21 protein-coding genes and 1 pseudogene are annotated in these 23,814 nt (G+C 47.1%); 5 read left to right on the top strand and 17 right to left on the bottom strand.

Annotation, left to right across the window (positions count from 1 at the left end; translation table 11 throughout):
• Positions 1–21: 21 nt before the first annotated feature.
• The 8 genes and pseudogenes from HF324_RS03070 to HF324_RS03040 form a co-directional block, all read right to left on the bottom strand.
• Positions 22–1,371, bottom strand: a complete 1,350-nt coding sequence (locus HF324_RS03070; protein WP_246269398.1) for a type IV secretory system conjugative DNA transfer family protein — start codon at positions 1,369–1,371, stop codon at positions 22–24.
• 25 nt (positions 1,372–1,396) lie between these two features.
• A pseudogene (locus tag HF324_RS33545) lies at positions 1,397–2,040 on the bottom strand (YWFCY domain-containing protein).
• A 38-nt stretch (positions 2,041–2,078) separates the two neighbouring features.
• Entirely contained in the window at positions 2,079–3,317 is a 1,239-nt protein-coding gene (locus HF324_RS03065; RefSeq protein ID WP_168809392.1) for a relaxase/mobilization nuclease domain-containing protein, read from the bottom strand.
• The gene (locus tag HF324_RS03060) at positions 3,311–3,712 is read right to left on the bottom strand and encodes a plasmid mobilization protein (RefSeq protein WP_168809390.1); all 402 of its coding nucleotides are present in this window, start codon (positions 3,710–3,712) and stop codon (positions 3,311–3,313) included. The genes HF324_RS03065 and HF324_RS03060 overlap by 7 nt, the downstream gene beginning before the upstream one ends.
• Before the next feature lie 273 nt (positions 3,713–3,985).
• Positions 3,986–5,575, bottom strand: coding sequence for a hypothetical protein (locus HF324_RS03055; RefSeq protein WP_168861895.1), 1,590 nt, complete (start codon positions 5,573–5,575; stop codon positions 3,986–3,988).
• A 65-nt stretch (positions 5,576–5,640) separates the two neighbouring features.
• Complete coding sequence (locus HF324_RS03050) at positions 5,641–6,261, bottom strand: hypothetical protein (RefSeq protein WP_168809386.1); 621 nt, start codon at positions 6,259–6,261, stop codon at positions 5,641–5,643.
• Between the two features lie 68 nt (positions 6,262–6,329).
• Positions 6,330–7,871 (bottom strand): hypothetical protein, encoded by a 1,542-nt coding sequence (locus HF324_RS03045; RefSeq protein ID WP_168809384.1) that lies wholly within the window; start codon positions 7,869–7,871, stop codon positions 6,330–6,332.
• Positions 7,872–7,927: 56 nt separating this feature from the next.
• Complete coding sequence (locus tag HF324_RS03040) at positions 7,928–8,719, bottom strand: DNA cytosine methyltransferase (RefSeq protein WP_168809382.1); 792 nt, start codon at positions 8,717–8,719, stop codon at positions 7,928–7,930.
• Between the two features lie 527 nt (positions 8,720–9,246).
• Here HF324_RS03040 and HF324_RS33330 point away from each other — a divergent pair.
• Complete coding sequence (locus HF324_RS33330) at positions 9,247–10,362, top strand: abortive infection family protein (RefSeq protein ID WP_220100663.1); 1,116 nt, start codon at positions 9,247–9,249, stop codon at positions 10,360–10,362.
• Between the two features lie 286 nt (positions 10,363–10,648).
• A complete protein-coding gene (locus tag HF324_RS03030; protein ID WP_168809380.1) occupies positions 10,649–11,200 on the top strand; it encodes a dihydrofolate reductase family protein in 552 nt (183 codons plus the stop codon).
• A gap of 15 nt (positions 11,201–11,215) precedes the next feature.
• Here HF324_RS03030 and lodB read toward each other — a convergent pair whose 3' ends face one another.
• From lodB to lodA, 3 genes are read right to left on the bottom strand one after another with little or no spacing between them, the layout of a single operon-like run.
• On the bottom strand, positions 11,216–12,355 hold the full coding sequence (gene lodB / locus HF324_RS03025; RefSeq protein WP_168861894.1) for a lysine-epsilon-oxidase maturase LodB: 1,140 nt from the start codon (positions 12,353–12,355) through the stop codon (positions 11,216–11,218).
• A 4-nt stretch (positions 12,356–12,359) separates the two neighbouring features.
• Complete coding sequence (locus HF324_RS33540) at positions 12,360–13,283, bottom strand: LodA/GoxA family CTQ-dependent oxidase (RefSeq protein ID WP_258539415.1); 924 nt, start codon at positions 13,281–13,283, stop codon at positions 12,360–12,362.
• Positions 13,274–14,401, bottom strand: coding sequence for a CTQ-dependent lysine 6-oxidase LodA (lodA, locus tag HF324_RS33535; RefSeq protein ID WP_258539414.1), 1,128 nt, complete (start codon positions 14,399–14,401; stop codon positions 13,274–13,276). Before lodA ends, HF324_RS33540 begins: the two co-directional genes overlap by 10 nt.
• Positions 14,402–14,886: 485 nt before the next feature.
• Between lodA and HF324_RS03015 the strand changes: the two genes are divergently transcribed.
• A complete protein-coding gene (locus HF324_RS03015; protein WP_168861893.1) occupies positions 14,887–15,570 on the top strand; it encodes a hypothetical protein in 684 nt (227 codons plus the stop codon).
• Between the two features lie 7 nt (positions 15,571–15,577).
• Here HF324_RS03015 and HF324_RS03010 read toward each other — a convergent pair whose 3' ends face one another.
• Positions 15,578–16,165 (bottom strand): pentapeptide repeat-containing protein, encoded by a 588-nt coding sequence (locus HF324_RS03010; RefSeq protein ID WP_168809371.1) that lies wholly within the window; start codon positions 16,163–16,165, stop codon positions 15,578–15,580.
• 82 nt (positions 16,166–16,247) lie between these two features.
• Here HF324_RS03010 and HF324_RS03005 point away from each other — a divergent pair, with 82 nt between their 5' ends.
• Together HF324_RS03005 and HF324_RS03000 are read left to right on the top strand one after the other, a co-directional pair.
• A complete protein-coding gene (locus tag HF324_RS03005; RefSeq protein ID WP_220100662.1) occupies positions 16,248–17,018 on the top strand; it encodes a helix-turn-helix transcriptional regulator in 771 nt (256 codons plus the stop codon).
• 67 nt (positions 17,019–17,085) lie between these two features.
• Entirely contained in the window at positions 17,086–17,919 is an 834-nt protein-coding gene (locus HF324_RS03000; RefSeq protein ID WP_168861892.1) for an ester cyclase, read from the top strand.
• 115 nt (positions 17,920–18,034) lie between these two features.
• Here the strand turns inward: HF324_RS03000 and HF324_RS02995 are convergent, their stop codons facing one another.
• The 5 genes from HF324_RS02995 to HF324_RS02975 form a co-directional block, all read right to left on the bottom strand.
• Positions 18,035–18,355: a low-density lipoprotein receptor class A repeat-containing protein gene (locus HF324_RS02995; protein WP_168809368.1), complete on the bottom strand. Its 321-nt coding sequence runs from the start codon at positions 18,353–18,355 to the stop codon at positions 18,035–18,037.
• 112 nt (positions 18,356–18,467) lie between these two features.
• Positions 18,468–20,108, bottom strand: a complete 1,641-nt coding sequence (locus HF324_RS02990; protein ID WP_168861891.1) for a vitamin K epoxide reductase family protein — start codon at positions 20,106–20,108, stop codon at positions 18,468–18,470.
• Positions 20,109–20,356: 248 nt separating this feature from the next.
• Positions 20,357–20,947, bottom strand: coding sequence for an RNA polymerase sigma-70 factor (locus HF324_RS02985; RefSeq protein ID WP_168809364.1), 591 nt, complete (start codon positions 20,945–20,947; stop codon positions 20,357–20,359).
• Between the two features lie 172 nt (positions 20,948–21,119).
• Positions 21,120–22,310 carry a thioredoxin family protein gene (locus HF324_RS02980; protein WP_168861890.1) on the bottom strand — a complete coding sequence of 397 codons (1,191 nt, stop codon included), beginning with the start codon at positions 22,308–22,310 and terminating at the stop codon, positions 21,120–21,122.
• A gap of 50 nt (positions 22,311–22,360) precedes the next feature.
• The gene (locus HF324_RS02975) at positions 22,361–23,809 is read right to left on the bottom strand and encodes a RagB/SusD family nutrient uptake outer membrane protein (protein ID WP_168861889.1); all 1,449 of its coding nucleotides are present in this window, start codon (positions 23,807–23,809) and stop codon (positions 22,361–22,363) included.
• Positions 23,810–23,814 lie beyond the last annotated feature (5 nt).

Raw genomic sequence — 23,814 nt, 5'->3', positions numbered from 1 at the left:
ACTTATTTTTTATCAGATTCTTTATTCGTTCCGTGCGATAAGGAGATGGGCCAACTCTGGTGTATTATAGATATGGTCCATGACGTCCTCAATAATCTGAACTACATCTTCCTTGATGGAAACATAATTGGCGTCAACCTCCGCTTGTGTTATATCTCTAACCTTGGGGATAGGAACATAACTCTTTTCCTCTGATGCAATAGCTGAGTGGTCATTCTGGATCTCACAATGAAAGGTTTTCAGGGCAATCTTCATATCCGGGTTATCGGCAACCGTACCGACGAATTCTCCTGATGACATCGAGGCTATAGTTGAAGAAGGTATAGCGGATTCTAGCTGGGTAGATTTGCTGACTGATGTCTCGGAGCTATTGATGGAATAGCTTTCTCGCTGCTGCATGATGCGGCCGAACCTCTCGGAAAGTGCTTTCGCTGTATCACCGCCCACTTGTCCAGATATAATATTGCCGACAATACCGAAAATGACATCGGCGATCTCCTTGCCGTAATCCTTCCTGAGCTGGCTGATATCCTGAACGGCCAGAAAAGTGCTTACTAAATTGGATCTCGCAGACGCTATGGTGGCTTCGATACCCGATTGGCCGCCGATATAAATAGTGGGCAGCTCATCGATAACCAAGCTGGACTTTAGTTTCCCCTTCTGGTTGACCAGCTTAAGCATTCTGGTGACAAACAGGGAAAGCACAGGCCCGTATACCTGCAGTTTCTGCGGGTTGTTACCCATGCAAAGAATCTTAGGATCATGAGGATTGTTGATGTCCAGGGTAAACTCATTGCCGGAGATAACGTAATACAACTGTGGACTTGACAGCCTTGCCAGCGTTATCTTTGCACTGGCAATCTGCCCTTCCAGCTGCTCCATGGCGCCGTTGATATAGGCCAGTACGAATGGATTGATCAGCACCTCAATTTCGCCTTCTGTGCGCAGTACCGGGAACAGCTGGTCATAGGGCATCTGCATCAGCTCTATACAATGCGGTAGTGTGCAGTACCTGCCGGATTTATACTTCTTTAAAAACCAGATTATACCAGTGAGAAAATTTATGGGTGATTCCACGAAAAAGTCCCCCGCCTTACGGATCCATTCCCTGTTAAGCCCCAGCATTATCGTCCGGGAGCTCTCCGTGGCATCCGTTATGTCGGTCATGCTTGCCGGATCCAGCGGATTACAGCGGTGGGAGCGCGAGAGATCGTCGAAATTTATGGTATAGAACTTCGGAACTTTCTTATAGGCATGTATGTTTTTAAGGAATGTATTGTAGGCAATCAGCGATAAGTCCGGAAACTTAAAATCGTACACGAACATCGAGAAACCCTTCTGGATATGTTGCGTGATGACATGGCGCACCACGAAGTAGCTCTTTCCTTATTTCTTTCTATTTACCCCATCTGGATCCGGGGGTCCCGCATAGGAGGGACCCCCGGAAAGGGTTGATGATATTGATATAGCTGTTGTGAATTTTTCCTTTAAAATTATATTTCGCTGGCAGGTTGATACTGTATTCATTCTGAAGTAACCGCTCCTCCTGCGGAAAGGTTTCCTGTAGTTTATTGAAAATATCTCCCTGCAACCTGTCTTTCAGAATGCGGGTCAGTAATGTTCCACCGTGAAGAATCAGTAGGAATCCAATGCACGTAACTGTCATATATAACCCAGCAAGTATAACAGCTGCAGCGTCCAACCGGAGCAGAAGATGGCTTAGTCCAAAGATCAAAAGGCCAGTGAGCAGGGGCCGGAGGGCTGCCGGTATAGTGAGCTTTTCATTCTTTTTTCCTTTGATGCCTACTAGGGATACGACCAGCAGGCCCAAGGAAAATGTTTTAGAAATAAAAAAATGCCGGAATAACCCGGTGGCAGCAACGCCAGCCAGTATCTGTTCGGTTATCTTGTAAGTGAGCCCCATGAAATGAATGCCTTATAGCAGTAAAAATAAAAATGTAAACCGAGGATAACGAGGCTCGATTTTCGGACAAGGTCTGTGATCTTCCTGAGTGCTTCTGCGTTCTCTCCTGTGTTCATAATCTCCTCTTTAGTTGTGATCGTTGTCTCCCTACAGGCTATTGTAAGCCATGAATCTTGCGCTTCTTCCGTAGTGTGCCGGGACTGCTTTCCATATGCTCATCGCTGGTCAGCACTTCCCACAGAGACAAGAATACTGGCAAGGCCTGAGCCGGGAACTGAGCGGGGGCTTGCTCATGGGTATATTGGGGTGGCTGATTGGTGGCTGTGTTGATATCTGTACTGCCAAATCGTTCCAGCTTTTCCATCACCTTGGCCGCGCTGAAATCCTTTCCCAAGTCGGAGGCTTTGAAGATGCAGCGGGTGGCATTGTCGATAACGGACATACCGTAAACATTCCCTTCGGCGTTCCTGTATAACAATAGCCGGATGCCTTTTTCCCTGAGCTGTTGCTGCAGCGAATCCATCGTATTGGCGGTGCTCAATACTCTTGACACCATGTGCTTTATCCGTTCGCCGTACGGCTTTCGCTCCGTTTTATGAGCCGCATATAGCCTTTCCAGGTTAGCCAGGGTTGGGCTGGTAAAGATGCTGCTGGCCTTTATGGGGACGCCCGCAATGTTTCCGTCCCGGTCCAGAAGACGGTACTGTAGTCCACCATTGAGGTACATTAAGCTGTCTTCCTTTCCACGGTCTGCATAAACATTGAACTGGGAAAGCAGTGCATTAAACTCCCTGAAGGATGTGAACTTATAGGTGCCCACCACCTCCCGGACGACACGAGAAATTGCGGCTTTAGTCGGCTGTTTACCATAGCTGACATGGTCGATATTTATCGGCTGTAATGCTGTATACGTCTCCTTCTTCTGGTCTTCGGCTTTCACCAGACCAAAGCTTTCCTCGATCTGTTTGCGCGCTCGTTCCGATTGGATCCTGCCGATGTTATGGGTTTCTATACGCTCGCCATAACGGTTGATATTGGTGGTGACGATGTGCACATGCGGATGGCCGGCATCCATATGTTGATACATCAGGAAAGGCTGCTCACCCCATCCAATAAGCCGCAGGTATTCATCGGTGATACTTCGCAAGCGGTCGGCATCGAGCATATCTGCCGGCGAAAAGTTAAGCGATATATGCACGGCATTGGTCTTCGTCCGTTCATTGAGCCGTGTCAGGTCCGTAAACCGTTGCAGCCTCTGCCGGAAGGAAAGGTTGGACGGATCCTGAAGAAAGCCGCCCGAGTGTAGTAGTACCGCATCACCGGATGTCACCTTTTGCTCGTTATAATACAGTGCTTTCCGGACGCTTTTACCACAGACGATCTTGGCTACCATCGCTCCGAAAGTTTAGCCATCAAGGTGAATAACCTTGTAATTCTCTCGTCCGCATGATGAAAGAACCGGACGATGTCAAGGGCATGACTAATACGATCTGCTGGCTGCTTTTCTGAGTTAACACGGCGGGTTGCCTGATTGATGTTGACGCCGATGGACTGGATCTCCTTACGAATCAGGGCCAGCTCCTCCAGCAGTAGGCGGCTTCCCTGATCCCAATGTTCAACAACGATTTTCCGGTTATCGATAATGTTTCGCAGCAACTCGCTCATGGAACGACAGTGGCTATGCTGCAATAGGTCAGACAGTTCCCGGTGTTTTTCCTTGCTGATACGGATGGGAACAACATGTGGAAGCTGCAGACCTTTACTCTTTTTCTCCCTTTCCATAATCATAGATATCGTTTTGTGAGCAGGTGACAAAATGGCCGACTCCGGAGGCCATTTTTCCTCCGCCCCTGTAGGAGGCGGTGGGCAAGATAGGAATGTATACATTCCTACATCTTGCCGGGTCAACCAGACCTAATAAAATTTGCGCTGGAAGCCGGTTTCGTTAGACTGAAACGGTTTCCATGAACTGCCTTTCTGCCAGCGTGGTAATGTTTGCAGGGAGCTTTTTAATGGTTGCAAGTTGGTAAACAGCGTCAGATTGATGAATACACCATTCATTCAGGAGCGGTGCTGGCCGCTGTTCCTCGGTTTCATTTTCCCCGGCATTCGCTTGTTGGTGTGTGTGGCTTTTAATAGTTTTTCCAGGAATTGCGAGGGCGGTTTCCAATCTGGATCGAAGTTAATGTTGACCGGTATTAGACGTCCATCAGTACTAAATATCTTCAATGTTCTGTGCTCAGGATCGGCTTCGATCCTAATCGGACGTTCATTTTTGTGGACAGCGCCGACAATATTTCCCCTGATCAGCTCAGTGTTCATGGACGGTCTGTTATCGTCGGGAACCAAGGGTAGACTGCAAATCAGACTTTGAATTTCTTCCACAGTCGGACCGCTGAAGTAGGTGTATTTTGCATCCTGACCTAAGTTCTCGTTCAGCTTTATCCATTGATCACAGGCCTCCAAATTCGTTTCAATCAAATGGGCCATGACCGGCCTTCCGGCCATCAGGTTGACAGCGGCACGGAGGTCTATGCTGGTGGGAAATTTCATACGCTTCTCCGGCAGGATGTCCAGAAGTTGCCATGCTTTATTGCGAATTGCATCGGCCATAACAGGTGAACCGCACCAATATTTCAAGGATAGTAAATCGCCGGTTGCTTGACCCGCAGCATCCTGCTGGAGCAGGTCTATCCTTTGGCAAATACTTTTTATCTCTAGTTTAAATTCGGCCCTGCCATCTTCAGTAAGTCTACAAAGATGATCGGCGTTCCGCCAGTTGATCCTGTCCATATGGGCCTCGAGTTCGGCGGAATCAACACCATTATAAGTACCATGCGGTAATGGTGGATATTGGACCCGCTGAATTTCCAACTCTTTAATTGTATACTCATTCCATGAATTGGCTATGGTTAAACTAATCGTTCCCTTGCCATCCGGCTGAAAAAAATCAGTTTTCAGGACAAATTCCTCGGGAATACTTTGCAAGTGATCGCAAAGGGCGCTGTACAAGTCAGATCCTGCTATCAAGTCCAGCCCCATGGAACGGATTTTCTCATAAAGCGCATCCAGCTCCCCGGTTAGCAAATGATAGACAAGATTGGCATGAAGCTGGCTGTTGTAGTCCCGTTTGCGTTGAAACCGGCTTTCATAAGTGCCGGACCACTCCGGGTTCAGCTGCTCTTTGGGCCAGTATTTAAACATCATCGTCCTGGCAAAATCAATTTTGTCAATTTCATTACTTTGTAGCAGTTCGTTGAGCCTGTTGATACATTGCTGAGCCATACTCTTATTATCAACACCGGCAACTGCGCCGCCCTTGAAGTAACGCCCCCAGTGCACCTTGAACATCTGGCGGTCAAATTCTACAGCGTTGATGGAACCATATTGAGAGTTTTTTATTTTAGGCGGTATGGTACAGCTGGTCTGATAGCGATCGAAGAGGTAGCCATTGACCTGATGATTCTTCTTAAAGTTAAGCCGATAGTTGATGACGAGTTCCTCTTGATGGTTGAAAACAATTTGGTGGTCGGTGCTGAATTCCGGCAGGTCTGAATTTATTCTGGATCGCAAATCTTCTTCCAATTTCTTTCCCCGGAACCCTTTTTGTTCCAGATATTTCAGGAGATCATTGATGGCTCTTTCTTCCATTTTTCTAGCTTTTACGATGATACATATGGCGAAGGGAATGGTAATACAGCAGACTTTAGTTTGTATCACAGCCGAGGGCCTTTCTTCCTGTTCTTGCTGGGCTTTATTACCAGTTCTTCCTTCGGTTTTACGTATTCCCCTTTCTTCAGGCCGGCAGCAAGGATCATATCTTCTGGAATATTGGTATTTAGAAGCTGGTATCCTTTGGCAATTTCAGGAAGTACATATTTGCGTAGCATGCCGGTAATTCTTTCACGACCGTCCGGCAAGTCCATCATGTACTGAAAGGAATACTTGAATTTAATGGTCCCGTAACGCTCATTTGGAATCCCATACAGAAAAGTGTCTGCCATTTTACGCTCCATCTTGCTATTCTCTTGGCGCTGAAGATGAGCCCTTAGAAGGCGATCAATGTAAAGTTCAAGATCCATTTCGACTTGACTAGGTGCATCTTCCGGATGTAAGTTGGGCACAGGAACGGGAGGTAACTGTTTACACCATTGTACGGCCTCTTTCAACAGGGGTTTCAGCTTCGGATCAACGATACCGTAGTCAAGTCCACTCCCACTTCCGTTATTACTTACCATGCAGACCTTCTTTCCATTTACATACAGGTTGGCGGTAAATGCATTTGAGTCGTCGCTTAAAGTTGGCGAGTACTTTATGTTTTTGATTTCTATGTTCATGAAAATTTTGTTTTAGGTTTTCTGATCAAGCCCAATTCGATGTAAAGAATATAGAGCCATAACATACCTTAAATACCTCTTTTCTTGCCTTTTAACCATAATAATCGCTTCGAGTGCACTTTAGTAGGAGGCATGGGTTGCTTTGATGGTCTATTAGAATTCTTGCACTGATACGTTTGATGATCCATAGGCATACCATTCGGTGAAAACAGTATAAGATGTTCCTGGAATGGGTCTACCGATACAAGAACTGATTGTCCGCTTTTCAGCTGGACGTCAGCAATCTGGCCATTTAGAATCCGGGATAATACAGTTTCAATTTCTTCTTCACCTATGGGTAGTTGTTGCAAAATCTGAGTAAGCCGGCTAACGGAAATACCATCGCTAGATTGCAAAAGAAAGTGCCCTGTCTGTGCTATATCCGGGACTGCACGATGCCAAAACGCACCCATTTCAGTACTTTTAACATCGAAAATCGCTCGACCATGTAAAAGATGAAAAGCAGCAGACACCGGAATGCCGGCCGGCAGAAGTATCTCCTTACATGGACAACTTGATAGAAAATTCCAGGTATCATTGTCAATCATTCCAACAAAATCAGGGCTTTCGGCCCAATATTTTAGTTCTAAGAGGGCTAGGATATGACTAATACCCTGGTCTTCATAGTGTGTGTCTTGAAGTTGGGACAGGATACTGCAGATTTTATCCGTGAAGCAATATTCATCATCATTAAAAATTTGATAATGACTAGCTTCATCCATCCAATCGATGATCTTCATATCCTCCTCAAGCTTTTCCGTATCCAGATCATTAAAGATTCCGTGTTGAATCGCTGGAAGGTCATATAATTTGACTTTGTATTGTTCAATCAAGTACCTGTCATCAGTTTTTGAAAAGGGAATAATCACTTCCATTAAACCATCAGTCTCCCTTCTGTAGAGTCTTAGGGAAAAATCGTCAGCTGAAAAAGCTAACATACGTTTTAGATAAATGGGAGTATGAAAACCTATGTCCTCTAATTGCAAAAGGTACTGATCGAACCTACCTGATAAAAGATGGTAACAATATGTAATATTCTCCTCCAAAAGATTATCGGCTGAAAAGTATTTTGCTGTTTCATATTGCATTTTCAGATTATCCTTAATTGGGTCATATAAGCCAGTACCTAACCAGTGCTTAATGCTAAGGAGGTCAAAAATGCTCCTTCCCTGCGCGCTAGATTCATTAAGCAGCACCATCTTCCTGATGAGCACGCCAGGATAAGAATTCATATCAACCGGAGCGTCCTGCATTAAGCCTTGCCAATCAACATTGGCCATTGCCCTGTCTAGTGCTAGTACGTCTATGCCGTTTATGGTAACAGCTTCAAATTCAATTGGTCTTACAAATTTTGCAGAATAACCATGAAGCTTATACTCTTCAGTCTCTGAATGTTTATAGCAGTGGAGTTCAATGTCCAATCGACCGTCTGGGAAGTTAGTAGGATATGTTAGGTAAAAAAATGGCAAACCCATACAACACAAGTTGTCGACCTTTTGCAAAAATTCAGGATTGTAAATGCCCAGTGCCTTTAGATCTCGTTCGATTAAGCGCGTTGATAAATAATCCATAGCTGTACCACTATTTGCATTTTATAAAACCGAAGCAAAGGGATATTTGGTCGTTTTCAATTAATTGTCTCGTTGATAGCCGAGAAAATGTAATAGGCAATCTGCGGAACTATAGCATTGCCGAGTGCTTTCAGACTTTTGGCATGCCATACTTTTGCTCGAATGGTTTCAATGTCCAATCTTCCGGAAACCCCTTCACCGACGTTACAAACTCTACTTTCGGATAGCGCCCATCGGTCGAAGACTCCCGGATCACCTCCCGGAAGAAGGAGTGGTGCTCCGGTGATGTTCTGAATCTGCTTTTTATCGAGCCTTTTTCGTCGCTGGCAAGTGGACGTTGCAACAATCCAAACGTGCCGTTCCATCGTTGGTACGCCACAGCTTGCAGCATCAATACAAAACGTCTGGACTTCGTAACCCATGGTTTCCAGTCGCTGACAGAGACGATCGTGTTCTGCGGCAAACTTTTTAGTAATGAAGCCAAAAACGTTTTCAAGTACCGCCCATGCCGGCCGGACTGCATCCACAACGTCCAACAGGACTTCCTTGAGTGGCTCAGATCCAATTCTACTTCCTGCCACGGAGTACTTCTGGCATGGCCAACCTCCTGAGAGTACATCAATCTTTCCTCTCCACTTTTTCCATTCATGTTTCTCAATATCGCCGATGGTGGCAGCATGCGGCCAGTAATGATGAAGTATTTTCTGGCAGAAGACGTCCACTTCACAATGGAACACCGTCTCCCAGCCGCACCAGTCTGCGGCCAGATCAAAACCGCCAATGCCGCTAAACAAGCTGCCGTGGCGAATCCGTTTTTTTTTCATGCCTTTGCCATCAAGAATGAACAAATGCAGGCGTGTGGTTTGTGCGAATAATTTTTAGGACACAAAAATCTTGATTGGGGCTCGTCCGATGTATGTATATGATAGTAGGTAACAAAAATTTTAATCTCGTATTTAATCAGAAACTCAGAAAAAAAGAAATGTATTTAAGACGAAGTTTCAGAAATATGTCAGTAATTTAGAATAGAATTAGGCACTACCAAACTTTTATCACCATGAATGAACATTACTGGAACGGAGGTATTATCATGCTGGCCTCTTTCCTTGCTTTTGTTTTTGCTAGCCGGAAACAGTTTTATGCCCGACGCTCATCACCAGAGACGTATGCTAAATACGTCGGTAGTGGGTTCGGAGGCTGCCTTTGGATGATAATTAAGGTTATGGCAATTCTGCTTTTCCTTTATGGACTGGCTATAATACTCCAATCATCAAATGAGATAAATAGCAATAAAAATACGATGAGAAGCGACATATTATCACAATAGCCAATTGTTCTGTAAGTAGGAAAATGAAATATTTAAACCGATTCAAAAATGAGAATTTTCACAGTACTAAATCCCTTGTACGATAACCTTACTAAGCAAAATATTCTTGAATACTTTAAGACCACCGATTTTATTAGACTCTGCAATAATCTTAAAATAGAGGATGTTTATTCAGCTGCTTATAATGAGAGAGATGACCGCAATGATTTCTCATTTCTAACATTTGATGGTAATTGGGATAATAAATTTGCATCTTTCTTAAACAAACTGTATGACAAAAACAATAAGGCATTTCCATCAGTAATCATTGATATTCTAACAGAATATCTCACGTGGACAACTAAGTATATCTCTATCGAGCACATTTTGTTGGATCTCCGTTCTCTGGGTGTAACTGCTAACCTCGAAACGAAATTGCAAGATGCATGGCTATTACATGATCGCAATGTTCTGCGAACCGTAGAAGTTGTAAAGAATAATTTAATGGGAATAGCAACAAATGGACAAAGTAACGGGGAGGAATATATCGCAGCCCGATCCTCATTGTTGAGAAAGTCATCTATAAAGGGAGATTTACCCGACTTTGTAAAAGAAAATCGGACATTGAATGATTTTTGGCAATATATAAAACATAAATTTCCAAGCTATCAAGAACGTCGTAATTTTATCAATGAAGGTTTTAAACCTGTACTTGGAAAGTTGGAGGAAAGAACACCTATTGTAGAAACTACAATAAGGATAGATGACCTGTATATTAGAGACATTTGGCAAAAAGCTCTGGTACGAATGAACGAGGATCCTGAAGCTGCAATCACATCAGCCAGGACATTGCTGGAAACTGTTTGCAAACATATAGTAGATAAGATGAATGTAGAATATGACGATACTATTGATCTGCCAAAACTTTACAAATTGACGGCTACAAACTTAAACCTATCGCCAGATCAACATACTGAAAAAATATTTAAGCAGATATTGAATGGTTGCCAAAGTATTATTGAGGGTTTAGGAAGTATGAGAAACAAGCTAAGCGACGCACATGGTAAAAGCCAAAAGCGCGCCAAGCCTTCGCCGCGCCATGCAGCTCTAGCGGTAAACCTCGCCGGTTCCATGTGCCAATTTCTGTTGCAGACGTATGATACAAAAATGGCAACTGTAGGTTAGTCGTTTGCAGGCAAATTTAAATAATATATAGAATTTTGGTAATATTAAATTCCGCAAGGGTTCAAACCCAATCCCCTCTTCCCCGCTGCATCATGCAAACCCGCGCTTAGCGCGGGTTTTGTCTTTTATATCCGCCAGGGTTGCTGCCTGTCATTCCACCTGCCCCCTTTAACGGGTCCGCTGTTACCTTACATAAAAGCCCCCTTTTTTGTCGCAAATCCCTGTTATCCGGCTTGATGCCTTCTCTTATTTTTGATTTGTATCTTTTAAAAATAAAAACATCGACATGAGAACCGTATCCTTCGGTATGAACATCAGCTTAGATGGTTATTGTGACCACACCACCTTTTCTCCCAATGAGGAGCTGCATGATTACTTCACAGACATGATGCAGGATGTCGACCTGCTTTTTTTCGGCCGTATCATGTATCAACTCATGTTTCCCTATTGGGCCGATGTTGCCAGGGATCAATCCGGTACCGCGGATGAAAACAGGTTTGCTGAAAGATTTACGGCGATCGAAAAAGTAGTGGTTTCACGAACCCTGGAAAATGCGCAGTACAATACGCGGATCGTCCGCGGTAACCCTGCAGCAGAGCTGATGAAATTAAAACAACAGCCTGGTGGTACCATCTCTGTGGATACTGTCAGCATGTTGCCGGAACTGATCTCCGCAGGCCTCATCGATAAATTTTACCTGGTGGTCCATCCTGTTATTGTAGGAAGAGGAAGACCTTTGCTGGACGCCGGCAGCCTGCAGGAAAATTTCAATTTAAAGCTGGTCGACACCATCGTTTTCAAATCCGGATGTGTGGCGCTTCACTACGACAAACAGTAGCAGGAGACCCCATCTCTAACTACCCGGATCTACACTAGCTGTGTCGGATACACGTTCCGTTCTTCGTATCCAGAACGGAGCTGTTTTCCATCGTTGTTCCTTTCTATAGAAAGAGGCTTTTACCTGAAGATATTGCTGAAAATGTTGCCGCAAATCCTTGTGATAACTGATAATACCGGCTGCATTCCCCTGCAGCTGCTGGTCAGCAGCCAATGCTGCATGACATGCGGAACTGATAGCAAAACCAATTCCCATAGAGGAGATAGGATCGAAAGACAGCGCCGCATCTCCGGCGGCAAGAAAATTTTTTATAGTACTGGTGTCCGTCATTTGCGTGAAAGCGTTTCTTACCCAGGGCTTCCCGTAGGCGTGGCTTCCCCTTATTAAGGGCAACAGGTGTTTTGTGGACGCCAGCAGCCGGTTCCAGTTATCGGGTTGCTGCCACAGGTGTTGCTTAACAAGGTCACTATCTGTAAAGAAGGTGGCGACCATCCGGTTTCCGGGCATAGTGGCGTAATACCACCAGCCTTCCGCTGTTGTTTCCAGAAGTATTTTTTGCTCAGGCGTAGGCGTTGTATCTGACTGCAGATAGGCGCCAATACCGGTGAGCTGGTCATACTTTTTGCCGGGGATTCCCAGATGCCTGCAAACTTTTGCCTGACGGCCGGTAGCGTCCATCAGGAATTTTGCATGTACCTCGAACTGTCCTTTTGTTTCATGTTGCAGCAGTATGGTCCAGCGACCGTCAGCGTTATGCTGGTAGTGCAATGCCCTGGTTCGCGGAAACAGCTGTCCTCCGCGGGCGGCCACCTGCGCAGCCAGAAAGGAATCGAAGAGGTGTCTGTCCAGCTGATAGCTGCGCCCTTCTGTAGTGTAGATGCTATGCCGCGAAACAAGCCGGTCGCTTCCCCATGCCGCCTCACTGTTATAGCCTTCCTGTATGCCGGTGCCATCAAAGGTATTGCGCGGGATATCCAGGTATTCCAACAGCCGGAATATACTGGCGTCCACGTGTTCGCCTACACGAACATTATCATAGGCGCTGGCTTCCGCCACCACCACCTTACAGGTGGTATGCGTAAGCAGGCATAAAGCAGCGGCGGTACCTGCCGGTCCGCCGCCTGTAATGAAGATATCTGTATGAATTGACTGCATATACTTAATATCTGTTCCGGGTGCCGGAGCGGGGCAGCGGAAGTCCTTCGGCCGCTACGCTGATAGGTTTGAAGGCAAGCTTTTCGAGATGTTCTACCAGTGCAGCTCCGCGGGCACTCATCTTTTTCACATCCTCCTTGTTTTGTTTGATGAAATACACCGGTATGGTAGTCTCCTTGTCCTCCTCCTCTCCGCTGATGGCCGACACCGGTACCTCTTCGCAGGTAAATAATTCATTCACCCGTTCCGTTTCTACCAGGTAGGGGAATCCCTGGTCACCGGCATTCTGGTCCCTGATGAAGCCCAGGGCCGACCAGTGTTGCACCATCTGCACGAAGCTGTTGATACCCCGCTGATAGTTGACTTGCAATCCCGCCGGCGCAAACGCGTCCGCCTGGCCTTTCTCGGTAATTTCCCCGATAAGCACGTCCCATGGGCTCTGCGGTGGCCACCAGTAAGAATAATAAGTGGGCGGAAGCGGTTTGCCATCTTCCTTATTGACGGTAGGATTAGTGAAGTTAATATACTGGATAGTGCACTGGAAGAAATCCGCCTGCCAGGGACAAGCCATGCGTTTGGTAAGATCTCCTGGTTCGCAACCCCGGAAGCTGGCGCATTCATCCTCATAGGGAGAAAGCCCTGTGGCAAAATAATCACCGTCATATTGATGGATGACATATGGCGCTTCATATATTAACTGGTTCTGCATGCTCCAGGTAACTTCAATACCGGGACACATGGGTAGTCCCACACAATTGCCCACACTGGCGGCATCCATGGGATGGATATAGCCCGCCGCCGGTTCGGGTGTATTTTCAAACTTCCCCTTTGCCCATTGCGACAGAAGGAAATACTGCGTTTCGTCGAGTGCGAGGAACTTCATGATGTTCACTTCGCTGACCGAGTTACTGCCGGAATTCAGCGGCATAGCAGGGAAATAATCACCCCCGTTATGCTTCCAGAGTTTCTGTTGCGATTGATCTTCAGGAGGAGCCGTTGGGGGATAGCATCAGGCCGGCGGAAGTACGAGAAGTACTGCTCCCTGTTCTTCCTGTTGGCTTCCGACGGATCTCCGTAATCAAATTGAAAAGAGCAGAAGGCCATCATCGACGGCACATTGGCTACCCACTGATACCGGCTGATACGGCTAATGACAGGCAAAATATCGCGTTTGAAATTAGCGACATAATTTTCGTTCCAGCCATTATCACCATACATCTCCGGTACCATCTTCAGACGGCGTACGCCCACATCAAACATCGTATCACTGAGGGTGGAGATATTTACGATTTCCGGTGCGAAGTCAGGTGAACCAACGATCACCCAGGCTTGCAGCGTTACCTTCGGCGTACTGTCTTTAAATTCAACAACACATTTTACGGTGCCATCTGAAATATCGTCATGCCAGGTATCAGAACCGCCATAGCTGGTCAGCTCCTTATCACCCCCGGCGCAGCCGTATCCACCCAGTACCACAAGCCGCCCCTGATCATCTGTGAGCAAATCACCCAATGTAGTAACGGGAAGGCCTTCAAGTACATGGTCCGGCGGATACTGCACAGGATAGTTGGCAGGCGCCTGGTCTCTGGTAAAAGCAACTTTCTGCTGACGGCCGCTGACCACTCGCGGACCCGGATCTATAATAAGCGTTTGCCGCGCCTCGCGGCCCTCCACATCTTTATTACGCCATGGTACTTTCTGATTGGCGTAACTGTTTTCATAACCATACATCAGGTTACCTTTCAGCTCTGAATACTGGTACCATGCCGCTTTTTTATTAGCCAGATGTACCGTCCAGGTGATGGAGTTTACATTGGGCGTATCCAGTGTAATCTCTTCGCCCGTTTCGCTATAAATCATGAAAGGTTGTCCCTGGCGCTTTATCAGACCGGCGCCATCTTTGAACTTAGTGATAGGTCCCGTCGGGTTTCCATGCGCGTCCGCGTCAAAAGGAAGACCGCCAATAGTGCGGGGGGATAGACAAATCTGGTCCGGGCTGTTGCCCAAACGAGCAACACCTACAGACGGGTGTAGTGATAGTTTCATTACAGGGGGATTGGGTTTTTGTTGTGGAATAGTAATAGTACATAGAACCAATGCTATTGGGCCTTTTAACAGTAATGATTATTTTGAGTATTTGAATTTTACAGGTAGATTAAATCTATGTCTTTTTTTCGATATAAAAATCACAGGAAGAAAATTCAGATAAAAAAATTTTCCGGCTATAGGTATCGGGATAATTTGACCACACTATCAAATGACAATTGTTCGGATTCCTTCTTATATAACGATTGAAAATACCGCTGACATTACAATCAACAGGATTTTTCATTTTAGTTCGCCTCCTGCACGCTCATAACAGTCAGACCTCCAACACGGCAACGCCGGAAGGATAACCCGTTATCAGACACACGTGACCCGGTAGCCTCACTAACCGGCGAATATTGTTTCATCTCCGGCGAAAATATATCTGCCTCTTCATCATTCAGGAGGAATCGTAATTTTAAGCTGTCATCTAACCCCGAAAGCTATTGGAACAGGATAAGATCATCTTTTTACAAAAGACCAGCAAAGGCAGATATTACTTCGGCATTTTCCTGCTGCTGGTCCCTCTTGCAGCGGCATTGCTGGTGTTTTGGAACACCTACCCGTTTGCCTATACGCGCCCCGTTGACCCTATATCCGGGCAGGAGCTCTGGCGCGGTGAAATACTGCATTCCAGGATACGTGACAGCTGGCTGGTAACAGGTGCTGTAGCGGCCATTTGCGGCCTGATATGCCTGGCCGCCTGGAGATGGACGCAGCATTTTATCACTGGTTACACCCAACTCGCCAGGGATATGTCTGCACAGGATTTTGAACGCATGCGCAGGCTGCGGGATAGCCTGTCAGGTTATAACCCGAACAGCATTATTCCTCCTTACCTTATAAAAGATAATGTGCTGTATGTTTTTAAAGCGTTCCGTACACTGACCATCCCCTTTGCTGAAATGGACGAACTGGGCATCTGTTACAATTACGGCAAAGGACACACGCCTAACGACCAGGTATATATTAAAGCTGGCGGCCATCACTACTACTTTCACATTGGCAACAGCAGGAACTATACAGAAGAACTGGAAATAATGGCCAGACATGCCCATCCGCCTGTTCCCATTGTCCATTACAAAACACTGACCGGCCACCTGGTGGCCACCTTCCGGCGAAGCAGATGACAGGCTGCTAAAATTCAATATCCAGGTTGTATTTATAGAGCAGCCCGGAAAGATTCATGGCCGAAAAACGGGCCTTCTTCAGCTTATTAAAATCCGGATCAATCCCAAAATTCAGCGCGGTCCTGAAATCAGCTTTCTCCAGGACCGTATTGGAGAACCTGGCACCCGACAGATCAGCATTGCTGAAATCTGCGGATGTTAAATCGGCTTCTGAAAAATCTACTTCTTTCAACGAGCACTCCTTAAAGGGTGTCTTTCTCAGCCTTGTGCCCAGGAAGGTGGAATAATCCAGTATACATCCATAAAAGGAGAAGGAGAACATTAACCTGTTACATTGGGTAAAGTCAATGCCCAACATTTTACACTCCGTGAAGCAGACGTCCCGGAAACCGGCACTGTTCAATATCGCCATCGAGAAATTGCACTGTTTAAAGTGGCAGTCCACAAAGTCATTACCCCGTAAATCACTTTTCGAAAAATCACAACCAATAAACTCACATCGTATAAACTCCCTGTTCTTCAGCCTTTTTCCAGCGTAATTCACATCAGTAAATGTTTTCTGCTGATGTACCACCGGGCCGTCTGACTTGGTCATAAACAATGATTTTTCAGGTGAAAGATGCTGCCGTCATCCAAAAAACTACTAAAATACAATTAATAACTATCTTTATATCCTCATGAAAACGTATCTGCCATCTGCGCCGCTGCAGCCCTTCATTCAGGCTTACAAAATCATTGAAAGCCACGATGAAAGGGTGAACCGCGTGTTGCCGGATACTACGCCCGCCATCGCCTTCCGGTTTAAAGGGCTGGTCCGTTACCTCTCCGGCGAACGGCCGCCCGTTGACCTGCCGGCTTCCGTTATCTCAGGGCTGAGAAGTACTGTCAGGCTGATCAACTATCAGCCTGACAGTGCCGCCATCATTGTGCAGTTCAAAGCCGCCGGCGCTGCCGCATTTTTCAAAACGCCGCTTCATGAACTGTTTGAGCACAGTGTTTCACTGGCCCATTTCTTCAGCCGGCAACAGGTAACGGATATGGAAGAGCAGTTGTCGGCAGCCACCAGCGATACACAAAGGGCTGCATTGCTGGACACTTTTCTGCTGTCGCAGCTGCGTTTTCCCAAACAGGACCTGCTGATACTGGATGCCCTGCGGCAAATACAGCATGTCAACGGCGATGTAAGTATGAAAGCGCTGGCGGCCGCCAGCTACCTCAGCCAGGACGCTTTCGAAAAACGTTTCCGCAAAGTCATCGGCACTACCCCCAAACAAATGGCTTCTATCATCCGGATGCGGTCTGTCCTTCAACAAACGCCTGCCGGCAGGAGCTTAACCCATCTCGCGCTGGATGCGGGATATTTCGACCAGGCACACTTCAACCGCAGCTTCCGGAAGTTTACCGGCCTTACGCCTACCGCTTTCTTCCAGGCGCCTCTCTTCTGGTAAAGTCACTGATTTTTTACAATGATACGGGCACGGTATTCTTCAATTTTGGGGTACTAAACAATATCACATGATCAAACGATTATCGCTGTGCGCCCTGTTACTCGCCAGCGCTACCGCTTACCCGCAGGCCGGAAACATTCACACTAAAAAGCATTTAACCATGGATACCGTACAACAAAACAAAGCCGCTATCATTCATTTTTACGAACAGACACTGAACCACCGGCAGCTGGAAGATGTGGACCAGCTGGTCTCAGGAGATTACGCCAATCTTCAGGGTGAGAAAGGACCGCAGGGCTTTATGACACAGGTATTATCCCTGATAAAGGCTTTCCCTGATGCCCGGTGGACAGTGACCGGCATCGCTGCCGACGGAGATAAAGTCTTCGTCAAACAACAGATGACCTGCACCCATCAGACGGCTTACCTGGGCACCACGCCTACCCACAAAACACTGATCAGTGAAGGAACAGCCATCTACACTTTTAAAAACGGGAAACTCATACACCATGAAGTCCTGACGGACAGGCTGGCATTCCTGCAGCAGCTGGGCATATTACCTGCTGACATAACGCCGCCGGCTATACAGGAGGCGGTATACTTCATTGACAAATTCACTGTGCCGGCGCACGCCATTGCTGAGTTCACCGAACGGATGGACTACAACCGGGGCTTTATCCGGCAGCTGGAAGGATTTGTCACAGACCGCGTATACCGGCACCAGGAAGAAAACGGGCAATACTCCATTGTTACCGTAGCTACCTGGAAAAATAAAAACAGCCTGGACAATGCAAAAATGAGGGTGCTGGAAGAATATAAAAGGACCGGGTTTCAGCCGGCGGAATTTTATCAGCGGCTGGGGATCAGGATGGAGAGAGGAGTTTACCAGGCAGGGAACTAACGCTTAGAATACCTGGCCATTGTTTGTCTAAAAGCACTGCAAAGTGTTTGCGGTCCCGGGAAAATTTCAAACGGGATCAAAGTTTACAACTTTGATCCCGGAATAATGACGGCTATTAATGGCATATACCCTGGCCAGTGGAGCAATATTCATTTATGCTTGCCTGGCATTGATCAGCGTTAACTTTTACTTTATAAAACCATTCACCTGCTGTTCCAATACATTCGCCTCCTGAATATGTTCCCTCTTCTTCGTCAGAACCATCCTGGCAATCCCAAATACCATCCATCAGAGCAGATGCAGGGACACATGCACCATTACGGCACTGAAATTCACCCGGAGGGCAGAAGAGACCTCCTGTTACATTTTTCAGACTTTCTCTGGACAGTTTCCGGATACCTAAAGCATCTAAATTTTTTAACGAGATTTTTTTCATAGTTGTGAAATTAAAATATACGGATGTCCGCTCTCTCCGGGGCATCTTGGGAGGGCTTTTAACAGATCGCCTTCTGTGCCCGATAACGTTTGCAACCGGCCGGGCAGTTTTTCTAGAAAAAGTTCTTCAGTTCGGTTACCCGATAGCTGTCTGGCAGTTCCCTGCCATTGATGTATATGGTTGGGGTAGCCCTGATCTTCATGTCTTTGCACCAGTTGCGCATGGCCTGTATTTTTTCCTGCTGTTCTTCCAATGCTCCGTTCATCGGATACTTTTGCTCGAAGGCTTTGTAATCTTTATCTGATGCGAGATACCAATCATCCAGGGCAAGGCGCACTGCTTCGCTGCCATATTTTTGCTGAATAGCGAGCAGGTGCGCTACTACCGGCGTTCTCTTATCATTCGCGTCTCCTGTAGCTGTAAAGATGATACGCAGTTTTAAACCGGGATTGTTTTTCACGAGCTGTTCCAGCTCAGGATGTGCTTTGGAGCAGGGGCCACAATAAGGATTACAAACTTTAATAATTTCATTGTCCGCATGAGGATTACCAACCACAATGCCCAGGTCATTTGCCTGAACGGTGACGCTGTCGCTTTTATCCAATAAAGCCTGGAATATCTCCGGGTTATAGCGCAACTTTTTCCATTTCTTTTCATAGGTCCTCCCATCGCGGGCATTCCTGAGTTCCGGAATAGCAGTATTGGCTAGTAAAAGGAAAGAAAGCCCTGCCAGCACGGTGACCACGATATGATAAGGCTCCATACTGCCCGGTAAGGCGGGACTGTCCGACAAATAGCAACCTGCTATTAGTGCGTTGGCGCCTAACACAACCTGAATGACCAGGCAAAGCGGGCACCATTGTTTTATCACACGCCACTGGTAGTAGACGGAAAACAGTATATAAGGAGCTGTCAACAGGGAAAGCGCCGACCAGATCAGCATAAAGCCGGGGTGAGCAGGAAAGAGCAGCTGTGTGCAGAAAAAAGCAGCAAAAAACGCAAATCCCCATACCGACCAGCTGATTCCGCCAAAGGATGCTTTGGAGGAAGACAACACTGCATGACAGTTCAACTTCCTGCTTTTACCGCCACATACTTCCCTGATAAAAGGATTATGCGTATCTATTTCATTCCAGATGAGCAGCGAGGAAATAAGCAACCCCAAAAAAGAAGACAGCAGGAACCCCAGCCCGCACCAGGCCGGCAACCCGGCGGTATGAGTGAGGATATGGCCGGCAGCGAACAATACAGCTGCCAATACCAGGTAAACAGAAACTCTTCCCGCAAGCATACTGTCCCTTTGCTTTTTCCTGTTTTCGGCAAGGTTGGTTTCATGCTTTGGAGCGGTGGTATCCAGCAACAGGATCACATGCTTGTCGATCTTTTCGAAGTCCCCGACAGGAATATGAACAGGTTTATCCGTTAGTGGATCAAGGTATTCAATATTCCCGGCTTCTGCGACAGTGACGATGGTAAATTTAGCGTCGGGCCAGTCTTCCTGTTGTATTGAACAGATAAATGGCGTTTCAAATACTTCGTAGCTATAGGTCCCCTTGTCAATAGCATCGGATGCTATACCGTATTTGAACAATGTATCCTTTACAGAGAGCAGGGAAGGATACTCGATGTGGTCCTCCAGGGCATCCAATAACCCTCTGCTGGTAAAATTCACTTTCAGGCTTCTTAACAAATAGGAGCAGATGTTGAAGAGATCGCTCTCTCGCTTGCGGGCATAGGCTTTTAACAGGGTCATGTTCACAGGTTAATAAGGGTCATGTTCACAGTTACAGGATATAATTTCTTCTTTACAATATATACATCCTTTCAACTTAAAACAAAATTTAATATGACTAGTAAAGAATAGCGTGTTTAAAACCTGATCATCATCAGGATGATCGTTTTTTTGCGAACATAAGTAGTACGAACACTTCCGAAATAAATTTATGCGGGCTTTTCACAAGGATGGAGAAGCCATCCGGGGTATGACGTGAGCGGAGTGATTTATTGGCTGTTTTTCTCCATCACCGCCATCACGCTTAGCAGTAAGGGGAAAGCACTGTCCATTCCCTTGCGGATGGTGCGCAGCGCCTGGGAGATCTTCTTCTCTACTGTTTTGACCGAGATTTCCATCCTGTCTGCAATTTCCCGGTAGGTGAGGCCTTCATCGCGGCTCATGCTGAAAATGGCGCGCTGGTCTTCGGGAATGGTCGCCATTACGCGCTGCAGCACGCTATCCAGCTCCTTAAAAGCCATAGGCTCGTGTTGCAGGAGATCTTTGGAGATATGGGCCAGCCGCTCGTAAAAATTCGTGTCTGATTTGAGGTTGCGCAGCGCTTTCAGCTCCTGGAAGCGGACAGCCTGAAAAAGGTAAGCTTTGAGATGTAGTATTTCCACTTCCTGCCGGCGGTGCCACAGGGAGATGAACACTTCCTGCACGATGTCCTGCGCCAGGTCGCTGTCGGACAACATATTACGGGCACGGAGATACAATACCTTCCAATAACGGTGGTAGACCGCGGTAAAAGCATCCTGATCGTCCAGCGTTATCTGGCGCCAAAGATGATCATCCGTATATGTATTGTAATCCGACATGAATCGCTACCTGTTGTTTGCGGGCCTACAAACAGGAAGTAACAATATCCATTCAAAATGGTTGGTGAGGGCGAAGATAACCCTGGCAGCGAAATAATGCAAGTCCTTTTTCAAAAGGAAAGGGTGCAGCCCTGCAGCTGCACCCTTTTTTTCACGGGATATGGTTCGTTGGTTAAAGTTTTTCCAGCTCGTTTACCAGTTCCTGGGCCAGTTTCTGGATTTTGGACGTTTCAGCGTCTGCCAGCTTCCTGGCTTTACGGGCGGCGGTCAGGCCCTCCTGTTTTTTCTTCATGGTAAGGCATACCCAGCCGAAAGTGCTCTGAATACTGTACTCTTCCGGTTCCAGGGCAACGGCCTTCTTCGACATTTTATAAGCCTGTGGCAGGAAAGCAGCCGTTTGGGGATCTGCTTCGCGTTTGCCGTTGAGGCGGCGCGCCAGGAAACTCAACTTCTCAGCATCTGCCTTCAGCACTCCTTTCATGGCCTTGTCCGTCAGTTTCACATATGCGCTCACGTTGCCCTGCTGCTGATACCATTCGGCTTCCAGCATCACCGCCTGCTTCTGTCTCTCCGGTGATGTTGACTGTTTAAAATGCTGTAATCCTTCAAAGAAACCTTTCTCATCCTTGCTGTAGATTTTGGGGTACAACGTGCTGGAGATAAGGCGGTCGGTGAGCGCATCGCGTTCCTCCCGGCTGGCATAGGACGCGAACTGCGCCTGGTTGGACAGATAGTATTTACCCAGGCGGTCGTCTCCGGAACGGGCGATATTTTTAATGATCTTCCACCCCATTGGTGAATTCAGATCAGCCTCCGCCACTTTTTCGCTGATTTCTCCGCCGATTTTTTCAGCCGTGCGGCGGTCAGACCGTGCTACGGCGAGGTAATAATTCAACAGGAACGGTATGCTTCTTTCGCCGGCGTTGTAGCGGGCAGACAGGGACGACATGCTGCGGTCCGGGTCTGTGGCCATGCGGCCTTCTTCCAGGAACTCTTCTACCGACATACGGGAGCCGGTACGGTGCACTACTTCGCCCTTGCCATTAATGAAAAGGTAGGTGGGGAAAGACTGTACATTGTATTTCTTCCGCAGGTCCACACCCTCGCCCTTCTCCATATCCTGTTTGGTGTTGATGAAATGCTGGTTGTAGTAGTTATAGACTTCCGGAACGTTAAACACATTTTTTTCCATCCATTTACAGGGAGCGCACCAGGAGGTATAACAATCCAGGAATATCAGTTTATTCTCTTTCGCTGCCTGTTCCAGCGTGGCCTGCCAGGCAGCATTGTTAAACGCTATTTCTTCCTGCGCCCTTCCTTCCAGCGCAATCAGCAGGCAGAGTATCAATAAAATCTTCTTCATAAAAAGAGGGTTGGGCCCGGAGGGGAGGTCACCTCCGGGCGGTATATGGTTTAGCGTTCGTATTGCGGAATATCAGGGTTCATTGCCAGCACTTTTGGCGGTATGGGGAACACATAGCGCTTATCATTAGCCGGCAGGGTGTAGGTCTGTCCGTTATGCTTATGGACAACAGTTTTAGCGAAACGGGCGTCCTTGTTCAGCCGCTTCAGGTCGGCCAGGCGGTTGTATCCCATCAGGGCCAGCTCCCGTCTGCGTTCTTCCAGTACCAGCCGGAGCGCTTCTTCATTATTGGCGGCTGCCAGCGGCTGATTATTGACAATGCGGCTGTCGCGCAGGGTATTGATCAGTTGCATCGCCCTGTCCTTGCTGCCTGTGCGGGCTTCTGCCTCGGCAGCGTTCAGGTACAATTCCGGCGTACCGACGCCCAGGTTAAACTCCACATAAGCTGCCCACAATACGCGGCCCGGGAATAATATTTTATTCGGTCCAAAAAGCGCTTCGCCATCGCAGTAGAACAAGCTAAAACGCTTATCCACAGCACCTGCCGGCAGGCCCTTCTTAAATATGCTGATCAGGTCCGGATTCGCATATACTTCTGTAAATATGCTGGAAGAGCTGGGAGTGCCCCTTCTGAACCAGATGGTCTCCCTATTGAGATGTCCATCAGGGAAAGCGGACGAATCCACAGGGTTCCAGACACGGCCCCAGGTTCCTTTCCGGATGCCATAGGGAGCATAGCTCATCAACGCATTATTTGCGCCCAGCGCTTTGTTGGCATTTTCCAATGACGTCTTAAAGTCTCCCATGTACAGGTTTACACGGCTCAACAAACCATAGGCAGCGCTCTTTCCGGGCTTTAAACTGTTGGGCACCTGGTCAGGCAGGTTGGGCAATGCTTCTTCCAGGTCCTGTTTGATTTGTGCATATACAGCGGCCACGCTTTTCCTTTCATAAGGCTTTGTGATGTCTTCCGTTAACACCAGCGGAACGCCCAGGGCTGAAGCGGCATTGGCCGGATCATATTGTTCAGCGTAAATATTTACGAGCGTCAGGTATTCAAATGCGCGGGATACCTGCGCCTGTGCGCGCAGCCGCTTTTTCTCCTGCTCGGAAGCATCTTTCACCTTCATCACGTTATTGATGACCGTGTTGCAAACAAAAATATTGTCGTAGGAGGGGTTCCATTGCGGGTCATTATCGTTCTGTTCAAATATCTGTCCCGGTGCAAAACTATACAGGTTGCGTTTGTACACGGCATAGAACGGATAGGAGGCCGACTGATTGACGTCATTATCCTCACCGCCTTCAACATCATCCGTAATATAGGCCGGGTAAGCCCCAACCGCAGCTACAAGGTTAATGTGGTTCATCAGTTTCTGATAATCGTCAAAATACTCAGGGATGGTATATCCTTTCGGTTTTATATCGAGGTATTTGTTACATGCCGGTAGTGTTGCAAGGGATGCGCCTGCCAGTAACAGTATGAATATTTTTTTCATGTTGT

The organism is Chitinophaga oryzae, assembly GCF_012516375.2.
GTDB classification, from domain to species: Bacteria; Bacteroidota; Bacteroidia; order Chitinophagales; family Chitinophagaceae; genus Chitinophaga; species Chitinophaga oryzae.
Note: the sequence above shows the minus strand (reverse complement) of the source record. Positions and strands in the feature narration are given on the sequence as shown.